This window comes from Micromonospora sp. CA-248089 (assembly GCF_050948515.1).
In the GTDB taxonomy this organism is placed as follows: Bacteria; Actinomycetota; Actinomycetes; order Mycobacteriales; family Micromonosporaceae; genus Micromonospora.
On sequence record NZ_CP192016.1, the window covers coordinates 2,363,214 to 2,381,758 of the forward strand.

19 protein-coding genes are annotated in these 18,545 nt (G+C 75.0%); 11 read left to right on the forward strand and 8 right to left on the reverse strand.

All coding sequences use genetic code 11. The features are described 5' to 3' along the window. Positions 1-32: 32 nt before the first annotated feature. Both ACQP26_RS11270 and ACQP26_RS11275 read right to left on the reverse strand, forming a co-directional pair. Entirely contained in the window at positions 33-800 is a 768-nt protein-coding gene (locus tag ACQP26_RS11270) for a polyprenol monophosphomannose synthase (protein WP_194801004.1), read from the reverse strand. Positions 801-890: 90 nt separating this feature from the next. Beyond that, positions 891-1,337, reverse strand: coding sequence for an SRPBCC family protein (locus tag ACQP26_RS11275; protein WP_433495667.1), 447 nt, complete (start codon positions 1,335-1,337; stop codon positions 891-893). A 180-nt stretch (positions 1,338-1,517) separates the two neighbouring features. On the opposite strand from ACQP26_RS11275, the gene ACQP26_RS11280 reads away from it, so the two are divergent. From ACQP26_RS11280 to ACQP26_RS11315, 8 genes are read left to right on the forward strand one after another with little or no spacing between them, the layout of a single operon-like run. After that, positions 1,518-3,182 (forward strand): HAD-IIIA family hydrolase, encoded by a 1,665-nt coding sequence (locus tag ACQP26_RS11280; protein WP_433495668.1) that lies wholly within the window; start codon positions 1,518-1,520, stop codon positions 3,180-3,182. After that, entirely contained in the window at positions 3,179-4,153 is a 975-nt protein-coding gene (locus ACQP26_RS11285; protein WP_433495669.1) for a glycosyltransferase, read from the forward strand. Before ACQP26_RS11280 ends, ACQP26_RS11285 begins: the two co-directional genes overlap by 4 nt. Then, on the forward strand, positions 4,138-5,355 hold the full coding sequence (locus ACQP26_RS11290) for a glycosyltransferase (RefSeq protein ID WP_433495670.1): 1,218 nt from the start codon (positions 4,138-4,140) through the stop codon (positions 5,353-5,355). Before ACQP26_RS11285 ends, ACQP26_RS11290 begins: the two co-directional genes overlap by 16 nt. Further along, complete coding sequence (locus ACQP26_RS11295) at positions 5,355-6,047, forward strand: D-sedoheptulose-7-phosphate isomerase (protein WP_433495671.1); 693 nt, start codon at positions 5,355-5,357, stop codon at positions 6,045-6,047. Before ACQP26_RS11290 ends, ACQP26_RS11295 begins: the two co-directional genes overlap by 1 nt. An 11-nt stretch (positions 6,048-6,058) precedes the next feature. After that, entirely contained in the window at positions 6,059-7,525 is a 1,467-nt protein-coding gene (locus ACQP26_RS11300) for a PfkB family carbohydrate kinase (RefSeq protein WP_433496127.1), read from the forward strand. A gap of 55 nt (positions 7,526-7,580) precedes the next feature. Continuing rightward, a complete protein-coding gene (locus tag ACQP26_RS11305; protein WP_281578359.1) occupies positions 7,581-8,282 on the forward strand; it encodes an SDR family oxidoreductase in 702 nt (233 codons plus the stop codon). Further along, the gene (locus ACQP26_RS11310; RefSeq protein ID WP_433495672.1) at positions 8,279-9,238 is read left to right on the forward strand and encodes a glycosyltransferase family 9 protein; all 960 of its coding nucleotides are present in this window, start codon (positions 8,279-8,281) and stop codon (positions 9,236-9,238) included. Before ACQP26_RS11305 ends, ACQP26_RS11310 begins: the two co-directional genes overlap by 4 nt. Beyond that, positions 9,222-10,211 carry a DNA topoisomerase IB gene (locus ACQP26_RS11315; RefSeq protein WP_433495673.1) on the forward strand — a complete coding sequence of 330 codons (990 nt, stop codon included), beginning with the start codon at positions 9,222-9,224 and terminating at the stop codon, positions 10,209-10,211. The genes ACQP26_RS11310 and ACQP26_RS11315 overlap by 17 nt, the downstream gene beginning before the upstream one ends. 174 nt (positions 10,212-10,385) lie before the next feature. Here ACQP26_RS11315 and ACQP26_RS11320 read toward each other — a convergent pair whose 3' ends face one another. From ACQP26_RS11320 to ACQP26_RS11335, 4 genes are all read right to left on the reverse strand, one after another. Beyond that, the gene (locus tag ACQP26_RS11320) at positions 10,386-11,429 is read right to left on the reverse strand and encodes a helix-turn-helix domain-containing protein (RefSeq protein WP_433495674.1); all 1,044 of its coding nucleotides are present in this window, start codon (positions 11,427-11,429) and stop codon (positions 10,386-10,388) included. Between the two features lie 124 nt (positions 11,430-11,553). Further along, entirely contained in the window at positions 11,554-12,057 is a 504-nt protein-coding gene (locus tag ACQP26_RS11325) for a hypothetical protein (protein ID WP_433495675.1), read from the reverse strand. A gap of 63 nt (positions 12,058-12,120) precedes the next feature. Next, positions 12,121-13,752 carry a RecQ family ATP-dependent DNA helicase gene (locus ACQP26_RS11330; protein ID WP_433495676.1) on the reverse strand — a complete coding sequence of 544 codons (1,632 nt, stop codon included), beginning with the start codon at positions 13,750-13,752 and terminating at the stop codon, positions 12,121-12,123. 67 nt (positions 13,753-13,819) lie between these two features. Continuing rightward, entirely contained in the window at positions 13,820-13,942 is a 123-nt protein-coding gene (locus tag ACQP26_RS11335; RefSeq protein WP_013285408.1) for a hypothetical protein, read from the reverse strand. A 137-nt stretch (positions 13,943-14,079) separates the two neighbouring features. Between ACQP26_RS11335 and ACQP26_RS11340 the strand changes: the two genes are divergently transcribed. Further along, entirely contained in the window at positions 14,080-15,579 is a 1,500-nt protein-coding gene (locus ACQP26_RS11340) for a glycoside hydrolase family 3 protein (RefSeq protein ID WP_269700568.1), read from the forward strand. A gap of 45 nt (positions 15,580-15,624) precedes the next feature. On the opposite strand, the gene ACQP26_RS11345 is transcribed toward ACQP26_RS11340, so the two are convergent. Together ACQP26_RS11345 and ACQP26_RS11350 are read right to left on the reverse strand one after the other, a co-directional pair. After that, the gene (locus tag ACQP26_RS11345) at positions 15,625-15,912 is read right to left on the reverse strand and encodes a GNAT family N-acetyltransferase (RefSeq protein WP_433495677.1); all 288 of its coding nucleotides are present in this window, start codon (positions 15,910-15,912) and stop codon (positions 15,625-15,627) included. After that, complete coding sequence (locus ACQP26_RS11350; RefSeq protein ID WP_433495678.1) at positions 15,909-17,135, reverse strand: cysteine desulfurase-like protein; 1,227 nt, start codon at positions 17,133-17,135, stop codon at positions 15,909-15,911. Before ACQP26_RS11350 ends, ACQP26_RS11345 begins: the two co-directional genes overlap by 4 nt. 98 nt (positions 17,136-17,233) lie before the next feature. On the opposite strand from ACQP26_RS11350, the gene ACQP26_RS11355 reads away from it, so the two are divergent. Together ACQP26_RS11355 and ACQP26_RS11360 are read left to right on the forward strand one after the other, a co-directional pair. Further along, positions 17,234-17,593 carry a hypothetical protein gene (locus ACQP26_RS11355; protein ID WP_433495679.1) on the forward strand — a complete coding sequence of 120 codons (360 nt, stop codon included), beginning with the start codon at positions 17,234-17,236 and terminating at the stop codon, positions 17,591-17,593. A gap of 64 nt (positions 17,594-17,657) precedes the next feature. Next, positions 17,658-18,479, forward strand: a complete 822-nt coding sequence (locus ACQP26_RS11360) for a DUF1206 domain-containing protein (protein WP_281578354.1) — start codon at positions 17,658-17,660, stop codon at positions 18,477-18,479. Positions 18,480-18,545 lie beyond the last annotated feature (66 nt).

Sequence of the window (18,545 nt, forward strand, 5' to 3'; positions counted from 1 at the left end):
GAGGGCGCGGTGGAGAGACACGGAAAGCGGTGTCAGGAGTCCAGGTTGCGGTGCCGGCTGCGCAGCTTGAACGGCATCAGCGCGCTCTCGATCTTCGTGGCGGTGGTCATCTTCGAGTCGCCGTCGCGGCGCTCCTCGAAGCGGATCGGCACCTCGAGGATCGTGTGTCCCAGCTTGGTGGCGAGGTAGTGCATCTCCACCTGGAAGCTGTAGCCGTTGGACTGCACCCGGTCCAGCCCGATCGCGCGCAGCGCGTCGGCCCGCCAGATCTTGAAGCCGGCGGTCAGGTCGCGGATGCGGACCCGCAGCAGCGTGTGCACGTACAGGTTCGCCCAGCCGCTGAGCGCGCGCCGGTACAGCGGCCAGTTCTCGTCCAGCTCACCGCCGGGCACGTACCGCGAGCCGATGACCACCGACGCCTGCGTGGACAGCAGCGCGCCGAGCATGCCGGGCAGGGCCTCCGGCGGGTGCGACAGGTCGGCGTCCATCTGCGCGACGAAGTCCGCGCCGTCGTCGAGCGCCCGGCCGATGCCGTCCACGTACGCCCGGCCGAGGCCCTCCTTGCCCGGGCGGTGCACCACCATCACCCGGTCCGGGTGCTCGATGGCCAGCTTGTCGGCGACCTCGCCGGTACCGTCCGGGGAGTTGTCGTCCGCGACCAGCACCTTCAGCCCCGGCAGCGGGAGCGCGAGGAGGCGCTCGACCAGCACCGGGAGGTTGCCCGCCTCGTTGTAGGTCGGAACGACGACGGTCAGGCGCGCATCCCCCCACGGGGAGGGTAACTGCACGGGTTCGATCATCACGGACATCCTCGGTCAGCCGACAGGTTCACCTGAGAGGGTAGCCAGTCCCTCGCGCGGCGGGCGCACAGACGCCCCGCCGGCGATCGATCACCGCTCCGGCTTCTGCCGCGTCGCGATGTCGGACAGCCGGGCCAGCGTCTCCCGGTTACGAAGATGCAGCACCAGGTCGTTGAGCTTGGTCCGGACCCACCGCAACGGCCCGGCGGCGAAGTCCTCACCGAGCGTCACCCGGGTCCGGCCGTCGTCCAGCGGCTCCAGGACGAACGCCACGATCGCCTCCCCGGCCGGCCACAGCCCGGCGCGCAGCACCAGCCGCTGCGGCGCCTGGCACTCCAGCACCGTGGACTTGTCCTGCAGCGAGAACGGCCAGGGCCCGGCCCGGTGGTGCAGCCGGCTGCCGACGCGCGGCCACGTGTCGTCCACGTCCCGCACGTGCGCGGTGCCCACCACCCAGTCGCTGTACGTCCACCCGTCCGCGAGCACCTCGAACACCTGCTCCGGGGGCGCGTCGATCACCTTCTCCACAACCGCCATCACCGAGCGGTACCCCGGTGAGGGCGGTCGCTAACGGCGGTCGGGTTAGCTTCTCCGGGGCGGCGGGTATCGCCGGACCGGGCAGGTCGTGGCAGGCGTGCACCGGTCGTGCGGCACCGGCGGGGACGCCTGGCGCCGACGTCGACGTTTACTCCTCGGGGCCTCGGGAACCCGCCGCCCGTGCGACGGGACCAGGAGCGGGATCAGTGCAGGTCAGCCCGGGTTGACCCGGGTGCTGACCGGTTCCCGTCCGGCCTGTACGACGCGGTTCTGCTGGACCGCGACGGCACGCTGGTGGAGGACGTGCCGTACAACGGCGACCCGGAGAAGGTACGGCCGGTGCCGGGTGCCCGGGAGGCGCTGGACCGGTTGCGGGCGGCCGGACTGCGGCTCGCCGTCGTGACGAACCAGTCCGGCCTGGCCCGGGGCTACTTCACCGCGCACGACCTGCGCCTGGTCAACGCCCGGGTGGAGGAACTGCTCGGGCCCTTCGACCACTGGGCGATCTGCCCGCACGCGGAGGCCGACGGGTGCGCCTGCCGCAAGCCCGCTGCCGGCCTGGTGCACGAGGCGGCGGCCGCGCTCGGGACCACGCCGACCCGGTGTGTGCTGATCGGCGACATCGGCGCGGACACGGCAGCCGCCGCGGCGGCCGGCGCCGCCGCGATCATGGTGCCCACGCCCGCGACCCGGGCCGCCGAGGTGGCCGCCGCGCCGACGGTCGCCGCCGACCTGCCGGACGCGGTGGGCATCGTGCTGGCCCGGATGCGCCTGACGGCCGCGCCGCAGCCCGCACGCGGGTCGCGCCGGGGCACGGTGCTGGCGGTCCGCAGCGACGCGGCGGGCGACGTGCTGGTCACCGGGCCGGGCATCCGGGCGGTGGCGGCCGGCGCGGAGCGCGTGGTGCTGCTCTGCGGGCCACGCGGCCGGGCCGCCGCCGAGCTGCTACCAGGCGTGGACGAGATCATCGAGGCGCCGCTGCCGTGGATCGACGCGCCCGCCCCACCCGTCGACCCCGGCGCCGTGCGCGCGCTGACCGACCGGCTCGCGGCCGTACGCGCCCACGAGGCCGTCGTGTTCACCTCCTTCCACCAGTCCGCCCTGCCCCTGGCACTGCTGCTGCGCCTGGCCGGCGTACCCCGGATCAGCGCCATCAGCGACGACTACCCCGGCAGCCTCCTCGACGTACGCCACCGCGTCCCCGCCGGCGTACCCGAACCCGAACGCGCCCTGTCCCTCGCTGCCGCAGCCGGCTTCGCACTGCCCGGCCACGACGAACCGGCGCTGCGCATCCGCACCGACCGGCTTCCGCCGCCCGCGGCCGCCGCCGGCGAGCCCGGCTACGTGGTCCTGCACCCCGGATCGTCGGTGGAGACCCGCGCCTGCCCGGAGGAACTGGCCACCCGTGTGGTCCGCGTGCTCGGCGCGGCCGGCTACCGGGTCGTGGTCACCGGCGGACCGGACGAGCGGGACCTGACCGCGCGGGTCGCCGCGGCGGGCGGCGTCGACCTGGGCGGGCGGACCGGGCTGGACGAGCTGGCGGCGGTGATCGCCGGAGCCGGCGCGCTGGTGGTGGGCAACACCGGCCCGGCGCACCTCGCCGCCGCGTTGGGTGTGCCGGTGGTGAGCCTGTTCGCCCCCACGGTGCCGTTCGGACAGTGGGGGCCGTACCGGGTGCCGACGGTGCGCCTCGGTGACGCGGGTGCGGCGTGCCGGGACACCCGCGCCACCGTCTGCCCGGTCCCCGGACACCCGTGCCTGTCGGCGGTCGAGCCGGGGCGCGTGCTGGAGGCGTTGCGGCTGCTCGGCGTACCGGCGCCGGTGGCGGACGGGGTGGCCGGATGAACATCCTGCTGTGGCACGTCCACGGGTCGTGGACGACGTCCTTCGTGCACGGCAAGCACCGCTACCTGGTGCCGGTGACCCCGGACCGGGGCCCGTACGGGCTGGGCCGGGCGCGCACCTACCCGTGGCCGGACAGCGCCGTGGAGGTCACTCCCGAGGAGCTGCGCGACACCGACGTGGACCTGGTGATCCTGCAACGTCCGGAGGAGATCGACCTGGCGGCGGAGTGGCTCGGCCGCCGGCCCGGCCGGGACGTGCCGGCGATCTACGTCGAGCACAACACGCCGAAAGGCGACGTGCCGAACACCCGGCACCCGATGGCCGACCGCGACGACCTGCTGCTGACCCACGTCACCGCGTTCAACGAGCTGCTCTGGGACAACGGCGCCACCCGCACCACAGTCGTCGACCACGGCGTCGTACCGCCGAACGTGCAGTGGACCGGCGAACTCGACCGCCTCGCCGTGGTCATCAACGAGCCGGTACGCCGCTGGCGCGTCACCGGCACCGACCTGCTCGCCCGGTTCGCCGCGCTGGCGCCGCTGGACGTCTACGGGATGAAGGTGGACGGTCTCGCCGCCCACCTCGGCCTGCCCGAGGACCGGCTGACCAGCCACGACGACGTACCCCAGCACGCCATGCACGCCGAACTCGCCAAACGGCGCGCCTACCTGCACCTGTGCCGCTGGACCTCACTCGGCCTCAGCCTCATCGAGGCCATGACCATGGGCATGCCCGTGGTGGCACTGGCCACCACCGAGGCGGTGGAGGCGGTGCCACCGGCCGCGGGCGCGCTGTCCACCCGCGTCGACACGCTCGTCGACGCCGCCCGTGGCCTGTTGGACGACCCGGAGTCCGCCCGCCGGGCGGGCGCCGTGGCCCGGGCCGCCGCCCGGGACCGATACGGCCTGGAGCGATTCCTCGCCGACTGGGACCGGCTGCTGGAGGAGGAAGTATGCGCATCGCGATGATCTCGGAGCATGCCAGCCCGCTCGCCGTCCTCGGCGGGGAGGACGCCGGTGGCCAGAACACGCATGTCGCGGAGCTCTCCGCCGCGCTCGCGGCCGCCGGTCACGACGTGCGCGTCTACACCCGGCTCGACGCGGTGGACCTGCCGGTGAGCGTCCGCACCCCGGACGGGTACGAGGTGGTGCACGTACCGGCCGGGCCGGCCGAGCCGGTGGCCAAGGACGACCTGCTGCCGTACATGCCGTCGTTCGGGCAGTGGCTGGCCGACCGGTGGCGCACCGGCGACTGGCAGCCCGAGGTGGTGCACGCGCACTTCTGGATGAGCGGGCTGGCGGGTCTCGCCGCGGCCCGCCGCGCCGGGGTGCCGGTGGTGCAGACGTATCACGCGCTCGGCACCGTCAAGCGCCGCCACCAGGGCGTGCAGGACACCAGCCCGCCGGGCCGGGTCGAGCACGAGCGGAAGCTGGGCCGCTCGGTGGACCGGGTGGTCGCCCAGTGCCAGGACGAGGTGGCCGAACTGGTCCGGATGGGCGTGCCCCGGTCCCGGATGACAGTCGTGCCGTCGGGGGTGAACCTCACGACGTTCTCCCCGCTCGGCCCGGTCGCCGACCGCGACGGCGGCCGGGCCCGCATCCTCACCGTCGGCCGGCTGGTCGAGCGCAAGGGCTTCCAGGACGTCATCCGGGCCGTCGCCGAGGTGCCCGACGCCGAGTGCGTGGTCGTCGGCGGGCCGCCGGCCGGGCTGCTGGAGACCGACCCGTACGCGCTGCGCCTGCGCGCGCTGGCCCACTCCCTCGGTGTCGCCGACCGGGTACGGCTGGTCGGCGCGGTGCCCCGGGAGGAGATGGGCCGCTGGTACCGGTCGGCCGACGTGCTCGTGGCCGCGCCCTGGTACGAGCCGTTCGGGCTCACCCCGCTGGAGGCGATGGCCTGCGGCGTGCCGGTGGTGGCGACGGCTGTCGGCGGGCTGATCGACACGGTGGTGGCCGGACGCACCGGCGACCTGGTGCCGCCCCGGGAACCGGCGGCCCTCGGCGCGGCCCTCCGGGGCCTGCTCGGCGACCGGATCCGCCGCTTCGCGTACGCGACCGCGGCGCTGGAGCGGGCCCGCACCCGCTACTCCTGGGCCACCACGGCGGACCGCCTCACCGAGTTGTACGGCGAGGTGGCCACGGTGCGCCGCCCGACCCGGGTGGTCGCCTGATGACGGCCGGGACGCCGCCGGCCGGCGCGACGGTGCTGGAGGACCACCTGAGCCTGCTGGCCGCCGCACTGCTGCCGCTGCGGGAGGCGGAACAGATGCTGGCCCGCTGGGGTGCGGAACTGGCGCAGCGGCTGGCCGCCGGTGGCCGGCTGCTGGTGGCGGGCAACGGCGGCAGCGCCGCCGAAGCCCAGCACCTCACCGCCGAACTCGTCGGCAAACTCCGCCACGACCGCCAACCCCTCTCCGCCATCGCCCTGCACGCCGAAACCAGCGCCGTCACCGCCATCGCCAACGACTACGGATACGACGAAACCTTCGCCCGGCAGGTCCGCGCCCACGGCCGACCCCACGACCACCTCCTCCTCATGACCACCAGCGGCACCAGCCCCAACCTCCTCACCGCCGCCCACGCCGCCCACCAGACCGGCATGCGCTGCTGGGCCTTCACCGGCCCCGCACCCAACCCCCTCGCCGACCTCTGCCACGAGCACCTGGCGATCGACTCGCCGGACGGGCAGGTGGTGCAGGAACTGCACCTGGTGGCCTCGCACGTGCTCTGCGAGTACGTCGAACTGGCGCTGCCCGCCGCGCTCGCCGCGAACACGCCGGCCGGGCCGGTACGCGCCGGCGTCGAGGTCGTCGTCGGCGAGCCGGACCCGACGGCGCCGGCCGGGCGGGGAGGCCCGGCATGAGGGGCCCGGTGGTGGTACTCGGTGACACGCTGCTGGACCGCGACGTCGAGGGTCTGGTGAACCGGCTCTGCCCGGACTCCCCGGTGCCGGTGCTGGACGAGACCGTCTCCGTCGACCGGCCCGGTGGCGCCGGGCTGGCCGCCGTCTTCGCCGCCGCGCAGGGCGCCGACGTCGCGCTGGTCACCGCCGTCGCCGACGACGCGGGCGGGGCGCGGCTGGGCACGCTGCTCGCCGCCGCCGGGGTCCGGTTGTACGCGCTGCCGCTGGCCGGCGCCACCCCGGAGAAGATCCGGCTGCGGGCGCGCGGCCGGGTGCTGCTGCGCCACGACCGGGGCGGGACGTCCGGTGCGCCGGGTCAGCCGAGCGACGCGGTGCTGCGGCTGATCGCCGACGCGTCCGCCGTCCTCGTCAGCGACTACGGCCGGGGCGTGGCAGCGCATCCGGTGCTGCGCGCCGCGCTGACCGCCACCCGGGCGCCGGTGGTCTGGGATCCGCATCCGCGCGGGCCGGGGGCCGTACCGGGGGTGCATCTGGCGACGCCGAACGAGCCGGAGGCCCGCGACCTGGCCAAGACGCCGCCGGGCGGTTCCCGCCTGGCCGTCGCGTCCCGTAGCGCGCACGCGTTGCGCCGCCGCTGGCAGGCGCGCGCGGTGGCGGTGACGCTCGGCGGGGACGGTGCGCTGCTCAGCCACGCCGGGTCCACGCCCCTGGTGGTGCCGGCGCCGCCCGCCGAGGGGGACACCTGCGGCGCGGGTGACCGGTTCGCGTCCACCGCGACGCTCGCCCTGGCCCGGGGCGCGCTGGTGTCCGAGGCGGTGCAGGAGGCGGTCGCGGAGGCGTCGGCGTACGTGGCCGGGGGCGGTGTGGCCACCGCGCTGCCCGCACCGGTGCGGGCGGTGGCCCCGGCGGTGGTCACCGGCGGCGGGGACCGGATCGGCGCCGCGGCGGCCGGCGAGGTGGTGGCCCGGGTACGCGCGGCGGGCGGCACCGTGGTGGCCACCGGCGGCTGCTTCGACCTGCTGCACGCCGGGCACGTGGCGACGCTCCAGGCGGCCCGGCAACTCGGCGACTGCCTGGTGGTCTGCCTCAACTCCGACGCCAGCGTCGCCGGGCTCAAGGGGCCGGAACGCCCGGTCGTGCCGCAGGGCGACCGGGGACGGCTGCTCGCCGCGCTCGGCTGCGTCGACGCGGTGCTGATCTTCGACGAGGCGACGCCGGAGGCGGCGCTGTCCTGGCTGCGCCCCGACATCTGGGTCAAGGGCGGCGACTACGCCAGCGGCGGCGGGCCGGAGACGCTGCCGGAGACGGAGATCCTGGCCCGCTGGGGCGGTCACACGGTGGTCGTGCCGTACCTCGACGGGCGCTCGACCACCGACATGATCGCGGCGGCGCGGGCCGGGCGGGGCAGCGGCGGCTGGCCGGTCGACCCGGCCGAGGCGGTCGCGCAGGTCCGGTCCACGGCGAAGGGAGCACGATGAACGAGCGACGCATCCGACCCGGCGCGGTCGCGCCCGCCGGTCCGACGGTGGCGGCGTGAGCGCCGGCGCGCCCGGAGCCGGGCCGACCGTCCTGGTCACCGGCGGCTCCAGCGGGCTCGGCGCGGCGGTGGTCGCCGCGGTGGCCCGCGCCGGTGGACGCCCGCTGGTGCTGGACCGGCAGCGCCCCGCCGACGGGGTGCCCTGGGTCGAGTGCGACCTGGCCGACACCCGCGCCGCCGAGGCCGGCACCCGTGATCTCGCGGAACGCTCCGGCGGGCTGGACGCCGTGGTCACCGCCGCCGGGATGGACGTTCCCGGCAAGCTGGCCGACATCCCGGCGGAGACCTGGGAGCGGATCGTCACCGTCGACCTGCTCGCCACCGCCGCGGTGATCCGGGCCGCGCTGCCCTGGCTGGAGGCGTCCCGCGGCAACATCGTCACCGTCGCCTCGACGCTCGGCGTCAAGGCGGTGAGCGACGCGACGGCGTACTGCGCGGCGAAGTTCGGGGTGGTCGGCTTCACCCGGGCGCTCGCCGCCGAGCTGGCCGGATCGGTGGGCGTGACGCTGCTGATCCCGGGCGGCATGCGGACCGCGTTCTTCGACGAGCGGGACGCGCAGTACCGCCCCGGCCCGGACGCGGTGCTCAACGAGCCGGCCGACACCGCCGCCGCGGTCATGTTCGCGCTGTCCCAGCCGGCCGGGTGCGCGGTACGCGAGATGGTGGTCTGCGCCGCGCAGGAGTCCTCGTACCCGTGATCCTGGTGCTGCGGGCGCTCGGGGTCGGCGACCTGGCCACCGCCGTGCCGGCGCTGCGCGGGCTGCGCGCCGGCCTGCCGGGCCGGGAGCTGGTGCTCGCCGCCCCGGCCTGGCTGGCGCCGCTGGCGGAGCTGACCGGGGCGGTCGACCGGGTGCTGCCCACCGCCGGGCCGGACCGGATCGCGTGGGCCGGCCCGCCGCCGGAGGTGGCGGTCAACCTGCACGGCCGCGGGCCGCGGTCGCACCGGGCGCTGGCCGCCGTCCGCCCCGGCCTGCTGCTCGCCCACCGCAACCCGGGTGCCGGGCACCCGGACGGCCCGTCCTGGGACGACGACGAGCACGAGGTCCGCCGCTGGTGCCGGCTGCTGCACGCGTACGGGCTGCCCGCCGACCCGGGGAACCTGGCGCTGCGGCGTCCGGCGGCCGACGGCGTACCGGCCGGGGTGACGCTGCTGCACCCGGGCGGCAAGATCCCGGCGAAGCGCTGGCCGGCGGACCGGTTCGCCGGGCTGGCCCGGTTGCTGACCGCGCGCGGGCACCGGGTGGCGGTGACCGGCTCGCCGGACGAGCGGGCGCTGGCCGAGCGGGTCGCCCGCGACGCCGGGCTGCCGCCGCAGGCGGTGCTGGCCGGCCGGACCGGGCTGGCCGAGCTGGCCGCGCTCGTGGCGTGCGCGCGGCTGGTGGTCAGCGGGGACACCGGCGTGGCGCACCTCGCCACCGGCTACGGCACCCCGTCGGTGGTGTTGTTCGGCCCGGTGCCGGCGGCGCACTGGGGCCCACCGCCGGACCGGCCCCGGCACCGGGCGCTGGGTGCGATCGAGCCCACGCCCGTCAACAGCGATTCGACCGGGTGGGGCGGGGTAGGAACCCACCCGACATTGGGTGCCGTCGGGATCGACGAGGTGGTGGCTGCGGTGGCCGACGTGGAACGGGTCTCCGGTGCGGTTGCGGCGTAGCGATCCGGGCCGGCCGGGGTACGCCCGCCGGCGGCGCGGCAAGGGCTGGCTGTTCCTCGACCCGGCCGGCGAACCGGTTCGCGAGGGCGAGGAACTGGCCCGGCTGCGCGAGCTGGTGATCCCGCCCGCCTGGCAGGACGTGTGGATCTCGCCGTACCCGAACGGCCACATCCAGGCCACCGGCATCGACGCGGCGGGCCGCAAGCAGTACCTCTACCACCCGGGCTGGCGGCGCAAGCGCGACGAGGCCAAGTTCGACCACGTGCTGGAGGTGGCGCACCGGCTGCCGGCGCTGCGCGACCGGGTCACGCAGGACCTGGCGCTGCGCGGCCTGCGCCGGGAACGGGTGCTCGCCACCGTCGCCCGGCTGCTCGACATGGGCGCGTTCCGGGTCGGCAGCGACCAGTACGCCACCGGCGACGACCCGACGTTCGGGGTGTCCACCCTGCGCCCCGAGCACGCCCGCTCCCGGGGCGGCTGCGTGGTGTTCGAGTTCCCGGCCAAGGGCGGCATCGACCAGGTCCGCCGGATCGAGGACGCCGAGCTGTGCCGGGTCTTGCTCAACCTGCGCCGCCGCCGGCGCGCCCAGGAGCGGCTGTTCGGCTACTGGGACGGCCGGGCCTGGCGCGACGTGCGCAGCGACGAGGTGAACGACTACCTGCGCGACGCCAGCGGCGGTGAGATGACCGCGAAGGACTTCCGGACCTGGCACGCGACGGTGCTGGCCGCCGCCGAGCTGGCCACTGTCGGCCCGCAGCGCTCGGCGACCGCCCGCAGGCGCGCCGTGGCGGGGGTGATGCGGTCGGTGGCCGAACTGCTCGGCAACACCCCGACGGTGGCGAGGACCTCCTACGTGGATCCGCGCGTGGTCGACCTCTACCACGACGGGGTGCTGGCGCCGGTGCAGCCGGAGATGCCGCGCGAGGCGGTGGAGAAGTCGGTGCTGGCGCTGCTGGAGGAGGAGGCCGGCTGACCGCCGACCGGCCCCGTCGGTCCTGGGGGGAAGCGCGACGGGGCCGGAAACCTCGGCCGCCGGTGCGGTCTCGGGGGGCATCTACCGGGCGGGGCCGCCCGCGGCCGGGACCGCCGCGGACGCCACGCCCGGCCCCCCGATATCCGTGGGCCACCGCGAGCGGTGGCCCAGGTTTCAGTATGTACGGGACAGGTTGACGGCGGATGCCGTGCTGTTGACGATCCGTGCCGGTTCCAGGTGACGAGCCCGGTACGTCTGCGGCGTCTCGCCCTGCGCGGCCCGGAAGACCCGGCTGAAGTGCGCCTTGTCCCGGAAACCCCAGCGGGCGGCGATGAGCTGGATCGAGCGGTCGCTCAGCGCCGGGTCGGCGAGGTCGCGACGGCACCGGGCCAGTCGCTCGTCCCGGATGTACGCGGCCACCGTGGTCTCCTCGTCCTCGAAGAGCCGGTGCAGCGAGCGCACCGAGATGTGGTGCGCGTCGGCGATCGCGCCCGGGTCCAGCGTGGCGTCGCCGAGGCGCTGGCGCACGTACGCGCGCACCTGGGCCAGCAGGGCACGCCGCCGGACCTCGGTGGGCACCGCGTCCTCGGAGACGAGGTTGCGGCCGAGCAGCGTGGCGACCAGGTCCAGGCCGACGGCGCCGAGGCGCTCCGCGTCGGCCGCGTGGTACTGCTCGGGGTTCGCCGTGATCCGGATGAGGAAGTCGGCGACCAGGCCACCGACACCCTCGGAGCCGGACATCCGGCCGGCGAACAACGGAGCGAGCCGGCGGGGCGGCAACGGCAGCGCGTCGTACGGCATCAGGGCCACGATCGACCGGGCGTACCCGGGCCCGGCGGCGTCGGCGTGGTGACTGACCTCGTGCGGACGGGAGCAGTCGTAGAAGGTGAGGTCGCCGGGGCGGCACCGGGCGCGCTGCCCCTCCTGGTCGGCCTGGCTGGTCCCGCTGAGCGTCAGCGCGAGCAGGTAGTAGTCGGGGTCGGAGCGCTGGATCAGTTTCGAGGTGCGCACGCAGTCCACCGAGGGGTAGCGGTAGCGGATGAGCTGCATCCGGCCCAGGTCGATGAACTCCGCCCGGGCGACGAAGTCGTCGGCGTGCGCGGTGTGCACCCGCAGCGGCGTCGGCGTGTTCGCCATCATGTCCAGCCACATGCCGAAGCGCTCCGGTGGCGGCAGCACCTCCGTGTCGAGGACCTGACGTTGCAGCTTCCCGTCCATCAACGACCCCCCGTGGCTCGTCACTCCTGCTGTAAGCAGGACGCCCCACGGGGCCGGAAAGCGACACCGGTGGGGCGTGACGTCCGTCATTGACGGACCTGCGAGCGTTCTGTTAGGAGTCCATTCAGTCGTTCAGCACCTGGGCCAGCCGGTCCCGGAACCGGCGCTCGGAGTCGGTGACCGTGTCGCCGCCCAGACCGAGGATGCCGCCGGTGGAGGCGGCGCCCACCACCTGCTCGGCGATGTCCACCAGCCAGTGGCGGTACGCCCCGGCCTGCCCCTCGTCCACCCGCGCGGCGAGCAGCGCGGACGCCTGCCCGGCCCGGGCCAGCACGTCGTCGATCATCGCCTTCGGGTCCTGCGGCGTGATGACCGGCAGCTCCGCGCCGGTCTCCGGGTCGCCGACCCGGTCGACGACCTCACCGGCCACCGCGGCGACCAGCGGGCTGGCCGACTCGCGGCCGGCGGCGATGGTCTCCAGCCCGGCGGCGTTCTCGGCCATGGTGCGGCGGGTGCCGTCGGACTCGGCGGCGGCCGCCGCGGTGAGCACCGACTGCGGCAACCCCACAAGCAGTCCCCACTCCTCGTCGGAGACGCCGAACCGGGTGTACGCCGGCTGCTCGATCACGATCAGGCCCCTTTCGCCGTGGTCGTCGTTGTCGACGGGCGCCCCCGCGGCGCCCGGGTCAGGCTAGTCCAGCTCCAGCAGGCCCTGTTCGGACACCACGCGCACGGACAGCGTCTTGTAACCCACCTCGTCGAAGAGCACCGTCATCCGGTCCTCCTCGTAGCTGAGCACCAGGCCGGCGCCCCACTCCGGGTGGCGAACCTGGCTGTGCACCGGGAACGGCCCGACCGCGCCGTCACCGGCCACACTGGTGCCCGCGTGGCAGTTGTCGCAGTGCCCGCAGACCTCGCTCATCTGCTCACCGAAGTACGCCAGCAGGGCCTGGCCCCGGCAGCCTGTGGTCTCGGCGAAGGCGCGCATCATGTCGGTACGCGACCGGGTCACCGTCTGCTGCCGTTCCGCCTCGGCCAGCGCGGCGCGGCCGGACTCGGCGGCCGGCGGCGCGTACCGGGGCGCCACGATGCGCTGCCTGGCCCGCGGCTCGGCGGCGCCGACCTGCTCCAGCAGGGACAGGTACTGGCCCAGCTTGCGCGGACCGAGGCCGGTCAGCTCGCGCAGCTCCTTGCGGGTGCGGGCCTTGCCGCGCAGCACCGCGGCGAGTTCGGTCAGTTCCTTGGAGTCCGGCAGGCCGCCGCTGAAGTAGCGCTGCAGGCCGACGTCCTCGGAGCGCCACAGGAGGAGCACCCGGGCCGGCGAGCCGTCGCGTCCGGCCCGGCCGATCTCCTGGAAGTAGCTGTCCGGCGAGTCGGGCAGCGCCATGTGCACCACCCAGGCGATGTTCGGCTTGTCGATGCCCATGCCGAACGCCGACGTGGCCACCATGATCGGCACCCGGTCGGCCAGGAACGCCTCGTGCAGCTCGTGCCGGGCCGCGGTGGGCATCCCGCCGTGGTAGAACTCGGCCGGGTATCCGGCGCCGGTGAGCCGCTCGGCCAGTTCCTCGGCCGCCCGGCGGGTCGGCACGTAGATGATGCCGGGCCGCTCGTCGTCGCTCAGCAGCGCGATGAGCCGCCGCCACCGGTAGTCGTCGGTCGGGCAGTAGGCCACCTCGAGGAAGAGGTTGGGCCGGTCCAGCCCGGAGACCACCACCTCCGGCTCGCGCAGCCGCAGCCGGTCGATGATGTCGTCGCGTACCGGCGGGGAGGCGGTCGCGGTGAGTGCCACCACCGGCGGGCGGCCGAGGCCGTCGATCAGGTGGCCGAGCGCCAGGTAGTCCGGCCGGAAGTCGTGGCCCCACGCCGAGATGCAGTGCGCCTCGTCGATCGCCACCAGCGCCGGCTTCAGCTCCCGGACCTCGGCGAGGCGGTCCGGGTTGCTCAGCGCCTCCGGCGTGATGAACAGGAACTCCGCGCGCCCGGCGCGGATGTCCTCGATCGCCTCGGCCTGCTGGGCGGCGCTCTCGTCCGAGCTGATCCGCACCGCGCGCAGCTCCGGGCGCTGCCGTTCGTTGAGCGCGGCGATCTGGTCCTGCTGCAACGCCAGCAGCGGGGAGATCACCACCGTCGGACCGGGGATCAGGCTGGCCGGGATCTGGTAGATCGCCGACTTGCCGGCGCCGGTGGGCAGTACCACCAGTGCGTCCCGGCGCTTCATCACGGCGCGCATGGCGGCGAGCTGGTTGGGCCGCAGCGCGGTCCAGCCGAACAGGTTCCGTGCCGCCCGGCGCAGGCTGGAGGAGTGCGTGGTCAGTTTCATCAAGCGCCTCAGCTACCCCCGGTGATCCCGCGCGAAACCGCCCCCGCCGCTCACCGCCCGGCGGGGATCAGCGGCGGAACATGGCCCGGATCGCGATCAGCAGGAACAGGCCGCCGACGACCAGACCGAGCAGGCGTACGCCGGGGATGTCGGCGGCGCTGGTGGCGTCGGCGAGCGGCAGGGCGGACATGTGGGAACTCTCCCATGGGAGGTCGCGAGGCGCCAGCGGCTAACAGTAAGGATTGTTGACTATTTAGCGGCGCGGTGTGACCATGGCAGCACCCGCCGGCCCCGGCGGGTCCGTGGGGGAGACGGGGGTACGACAGCGTGAGCGAGCGGACCGTGGGATCGACCGGAGACCTGGCGGCGCTCGCCGCCGCCGTCCTGCAACCGGGCTTCGTCGGCACCACACCGCCGCCATGGGTGTGCCGCTGGCTCGGCGAAGGGCTCGGCTCGGTCGTCCTGTTCGCCCGCAACGTCGTCGACCACGAACAGGTCGCCACCCTCACCGCGACCCTGCGGGCCGAACGGCCGGACGTCATCGTGGCGATCGACGAGGAAGCCGGCGACGTCACCCGGATCGAGTCCGCCCGGGGCAGCTCCCGTCCCGGCAACTACGCGCTCGGCGCGGTCGACGACCCGGCGCTGACCGAGGAGGTCGCCCGCGACCTCGGCGCCGAACTCGCCGCCGTCGGCGTCACGCTGGACTACGCCCCGGACGCCGACGTCAACTCCAACCCGGCCAACCCCGTCATCGGGGTACGCGCGTTCGGCGCCGACCCGGACCTGGTCGCCCGGCACACCGCCGCCTGGGTACGCGGCCTGCAGTCCGGCGGCGTCGCCGCCTGCGCCAAGCACTTCCCCGGGCACGGCGACACCCGGGTCGACTCGCACCACGACCTGCCCCGCATCGGCGGCGACCGGGCCCGCCTCGACGCGGTCGAGCTGGCCCCGTTCCGCGCCGCCGTGGCCGCCGGGGCGCAGGCGGTGATGACCGGCCACCTGCTGGTGCCGGCACTGGACCCAGAACTGCCCGCCACGCTGAGCCCGCGCGTGCTCGGCGGCCTGCTGCGCGAGGAGATGGGCTTCGGCGGCGTGGTGGTCACCGACGCGGTGGAGATGCGGGCGGTGGCCGACCGGTACGGCTTCACCGGCGCCGCGGTGCGCGCGCTCGTGGCCGGCGCCGACGCGATCTGCGTCGGCGGGGAACGGGCCACCGAGGCCGACGCCCGCGAGCTGCGTGACGCGATCGTGGCGGCGGTGATCAGCGGGGAACTGCCCGAGGAACGGCTCGCCGAGGCGGCGAAGCGGGTCGGCCAGCTCGCCGCGTGGAGCGTCGCCGCCCGCGCCCGCCGGATCGCCGGCCCGCCACCCGCCGACGGCTCACCGATCGGGCTCGCCGCCGCCCGCCGGGCGGTACGGGTCAGCGGCGACACCGGGCTGCTGCCGCTGGCCGGTCCGGCGCACGTGGTGGAGTTCGCGCCGCCGCGCAACATCGCCATCGGCGAGGAGACGCCGTGGGGCATCGCCGCACCCCTGACCCACCTGGCGCCCGGCACCACCACCGCCCGCTACGCCGCCGACGCCGTACCGGCCGACCCGGGCGCGACACCGGCCGGTCGGCCGCTGGTGCTCGTGGTGCGCGACCTGCACCGCCACGACTGGATGCGGGACGCGGTACGCCGGGCGCTGGCCGTACGCCCCGACGCGGTGGTGGTCGAGCTGGGCGTGCCCGAGCTGGTCACCGGCGCCGTGCACCTGGCCACCCACGGCGCCACCGCCGCGGCGGCCCGGGCCGCCGCCGAGGTGCTGACCGGCGTGCGCTGACTCCCGGCCCGGCCGGGTGGGGAGGTCCCCCGGCCGGGCCGGGCCTCACGGCTTGTCGGCCACCAGGTCGGCGTACTCCGGGTGGCGCTCGATGAACGAGGCCACGAACGGGCACTGCGGCACCACCCGGCCGCCCCGGGCACGGACCTGGTCCAGCGCGCCCCGGACCAGCGCCGCACCGACGCCCTGACCCTGGAACCGGTCGTCGACCTCGGTGTGCGTGAAGACCAGCGTCTCGCCGCGCGGCGTGTACGCGGTGAACCCGGCCAGCGCGTCGTCCACCAGGATCTCGAAGCGGCGCTTGGCGGCGTTCTCCTCGACCAGAAAACTCACCGGATCATTCTCCCTCCGGGCCCGGCCAGCCGGTCCAGTTCGGCCAGCAGCCGGTCCACCTCGTCGACGGTGTTGTAGTGGTAGACACTGGCCCGCACGGCGCCGCCGCTGTCGCGCAGACCCATGGCGTGGAAGTACTCGTAGGCGTAGTAGTCGCCGTTCGACAGGCACAGGCCCGCCTCGCCGAGCGCCGCCGCGGTCTGCACCGGGGTCAGTCCGGCCACCCGGAACGACACCGTCGGGCAGCGCCGGGCGGGTGAGCCGTACACGGTCACGAACGGACGGTCGGCCAGCCCGGCGAGCAGCCGGTCGAACACCGCCTCCTCGTGCGCCTGCGCGGCGGCCAGTCCGGCGCGTACCCGCTCCCGGCGGTCGCCGGTCGCCTCCGGGTCCAGTCCGGCCAGGTGGTCCACCGCGGCGGTGACGCCGGCCAGCAGCGGGAAGCTCGGCGTGCCGTACTCGAACCGGTCCGGCACGCCGTCGGCGGAGGGGACCAGCTTCGCCGGGTGCAGCGCCGCCCAGCGCGCCGGGTCGGCGGCCATCGCCGCCAGGTGCGGACCGGACCACTTGTACGCGCTGGTCACCAGGAAGTCCGCGCCGAGCGAGGCCAGGTCGGTCGGGCCGTGCGGCACCGAGTGCACGCCGTCCACGCAGACCAGCGCGCCGGCGGCGTGCGCGGTCTTGGCGATCGCCGCCACGTCCGGGACGGTGCCGATCGCGTTGCTGCCGGCGGTCACCGCGACCAGGCGGGTGCGCTCGCCGACCAGGTCGGCGTACTGGCCGGCGGGCAGCTCACCGGTCGCCGGGTCGAACTCGGCCCAGCGCACCGTGGCGCCGGACGCCTGCGCGGCCTGCACCCACGGGCGGACGTTCGCGTCGTGGTCCAGCCGGGACACCACCACCTCGTCGCCCGGACGCCAGCCGGCGCCGAGCGTCCGGGCCAGCGTGTACGTCAGCGCGGTGGCGCTGGGCCCGAGCACCACGCCGGACGGCTGCGCGCCGAGCAGGTCGGCGACCGCGGCCCGCGCGCCGGCGACCAGATCCAGCGCCCGGCGGCCGGGCAGGAAGGCGGTGCTGCGGTTGCCCGTCGCGGCGCGCATCGCCCCGGCCACCGCCTCGACGACTGTGGCGGCGGTCTGGGTGCCCCCGGCGCCGTCGAAGTGGGCGAATCCCTCGCTCAGGGCAGGGTAGGCGGCCCGGACCCGGGCGACGTCGAAAGCCATTCCGGCACCCTAGCGCGCACCGGGTGGGCCCCGCCCGGCGTGGCCTGCGCCATCCGCCTACGACGGGCGCGTGGAACGGGCCGCCTATCCTTGGGCGGGTGACGATGCGACGCGCCACCTCCGCCCCTGCCCGCCGTACCGCCGGTCTGCTCGCCGCTCTCGCCCTCGGCGCGGCACTGCTCGCCGGATGCAGTTCCGAAGGTGCCGAGACCGACTGCGGGCTGGACGCCTGCACGATCACCTTCGACCGTGGCGTCGAGGCCAGCGCCCGGATCCTCGGCGTCGAGGCGAAGCTGGTCGGCGCCGAGGGCGACCAGGTCACCGTCGAGGTGGCCGGGGAACAGCTCTCGCTCACCGTCGGCCAGCAGGCCACCGAGGTGGCCGGCTTCCAGGTCAGCCTGGACAGCCTCACCGACCAGCAGGTGGTGCTGCGGGTCGCCCGCGATCTCAACGGCTGATCCGTTTCGGCCGTCCCGGCGGGCGAGACGTTTGGAAAATCGCCCGCCGGGAGATTGAGGGCTCATGTCTCTCACCCGGAATGCCGGAGCCACCGCCGCACAGGCTCGAAACAGCCGGTGGCTCGAACTGTTGACCCGTGCCGGATTCATCGGATACGGGGTGGTGCACCTCCTCTTCGCCTGGCTGGCGCTGCAGATCGCCTTCGGTAACTCGGGCGAGGAGGGAAACCAGAACGGCGCGCTGCGCACCCTCGGTGAACAGCCGCTCGGGAAGTTCCTCCTGATCGCGGTCGCGGTCGGCCTGTTCGCCATGGCGATCTGGCAGGCCTTCGAGGCGATCTCCGGCCACGTGTCCAAGACCGGCAAGGAACGACTGTTCGAACGGATCGCCTCGGCGGTCCGGGTCGTCGTGTTCGTCTGGCTGGGCTGGACCGCGATCAAGGTCTTCCAGGACGCCAGCTCCAACGCCTCCGACCAGCAGCAGCAGCTCTCCGAGAAGCTGATGGCCTCCGACGGCGGCCGTTGGCTGGTCGGACTGGCCGGGCTGGTGCTCGCCGCGGTCGGCATCGGCATGGTGATCTACGGCCTGAAGAAGAAGTTCGAGCGCAACCTCAAGACCGGCGAGATGAGCCCCAAGACCCGTCAGCTCACCCGCCGCCTCGGCATGGCCGGGTACGCCGCCCGGGGTGGCGTGTTCGCCATCGCCGGCCTGCTGGTCGTGATCGCCGCGGTGAACTACGACCCGGAGAAGGCGCGCGGCCTGGACGCCGCCCTGCGGACGCTGCGCGACCAGTCGTACGGGCCGTGGCTGCTGGCGCTCATGGCGCTCGGCATCGCCGCGTTCGGTGTCTACTGCTTCTTCCAGTCCCGGTACCGCAAGGTCTGATCCTGGTCGATACCCGGGCCGCCGGGCACCATTGGGCCTTTGCCCGATGCCCGCCCGGTCGGAGGG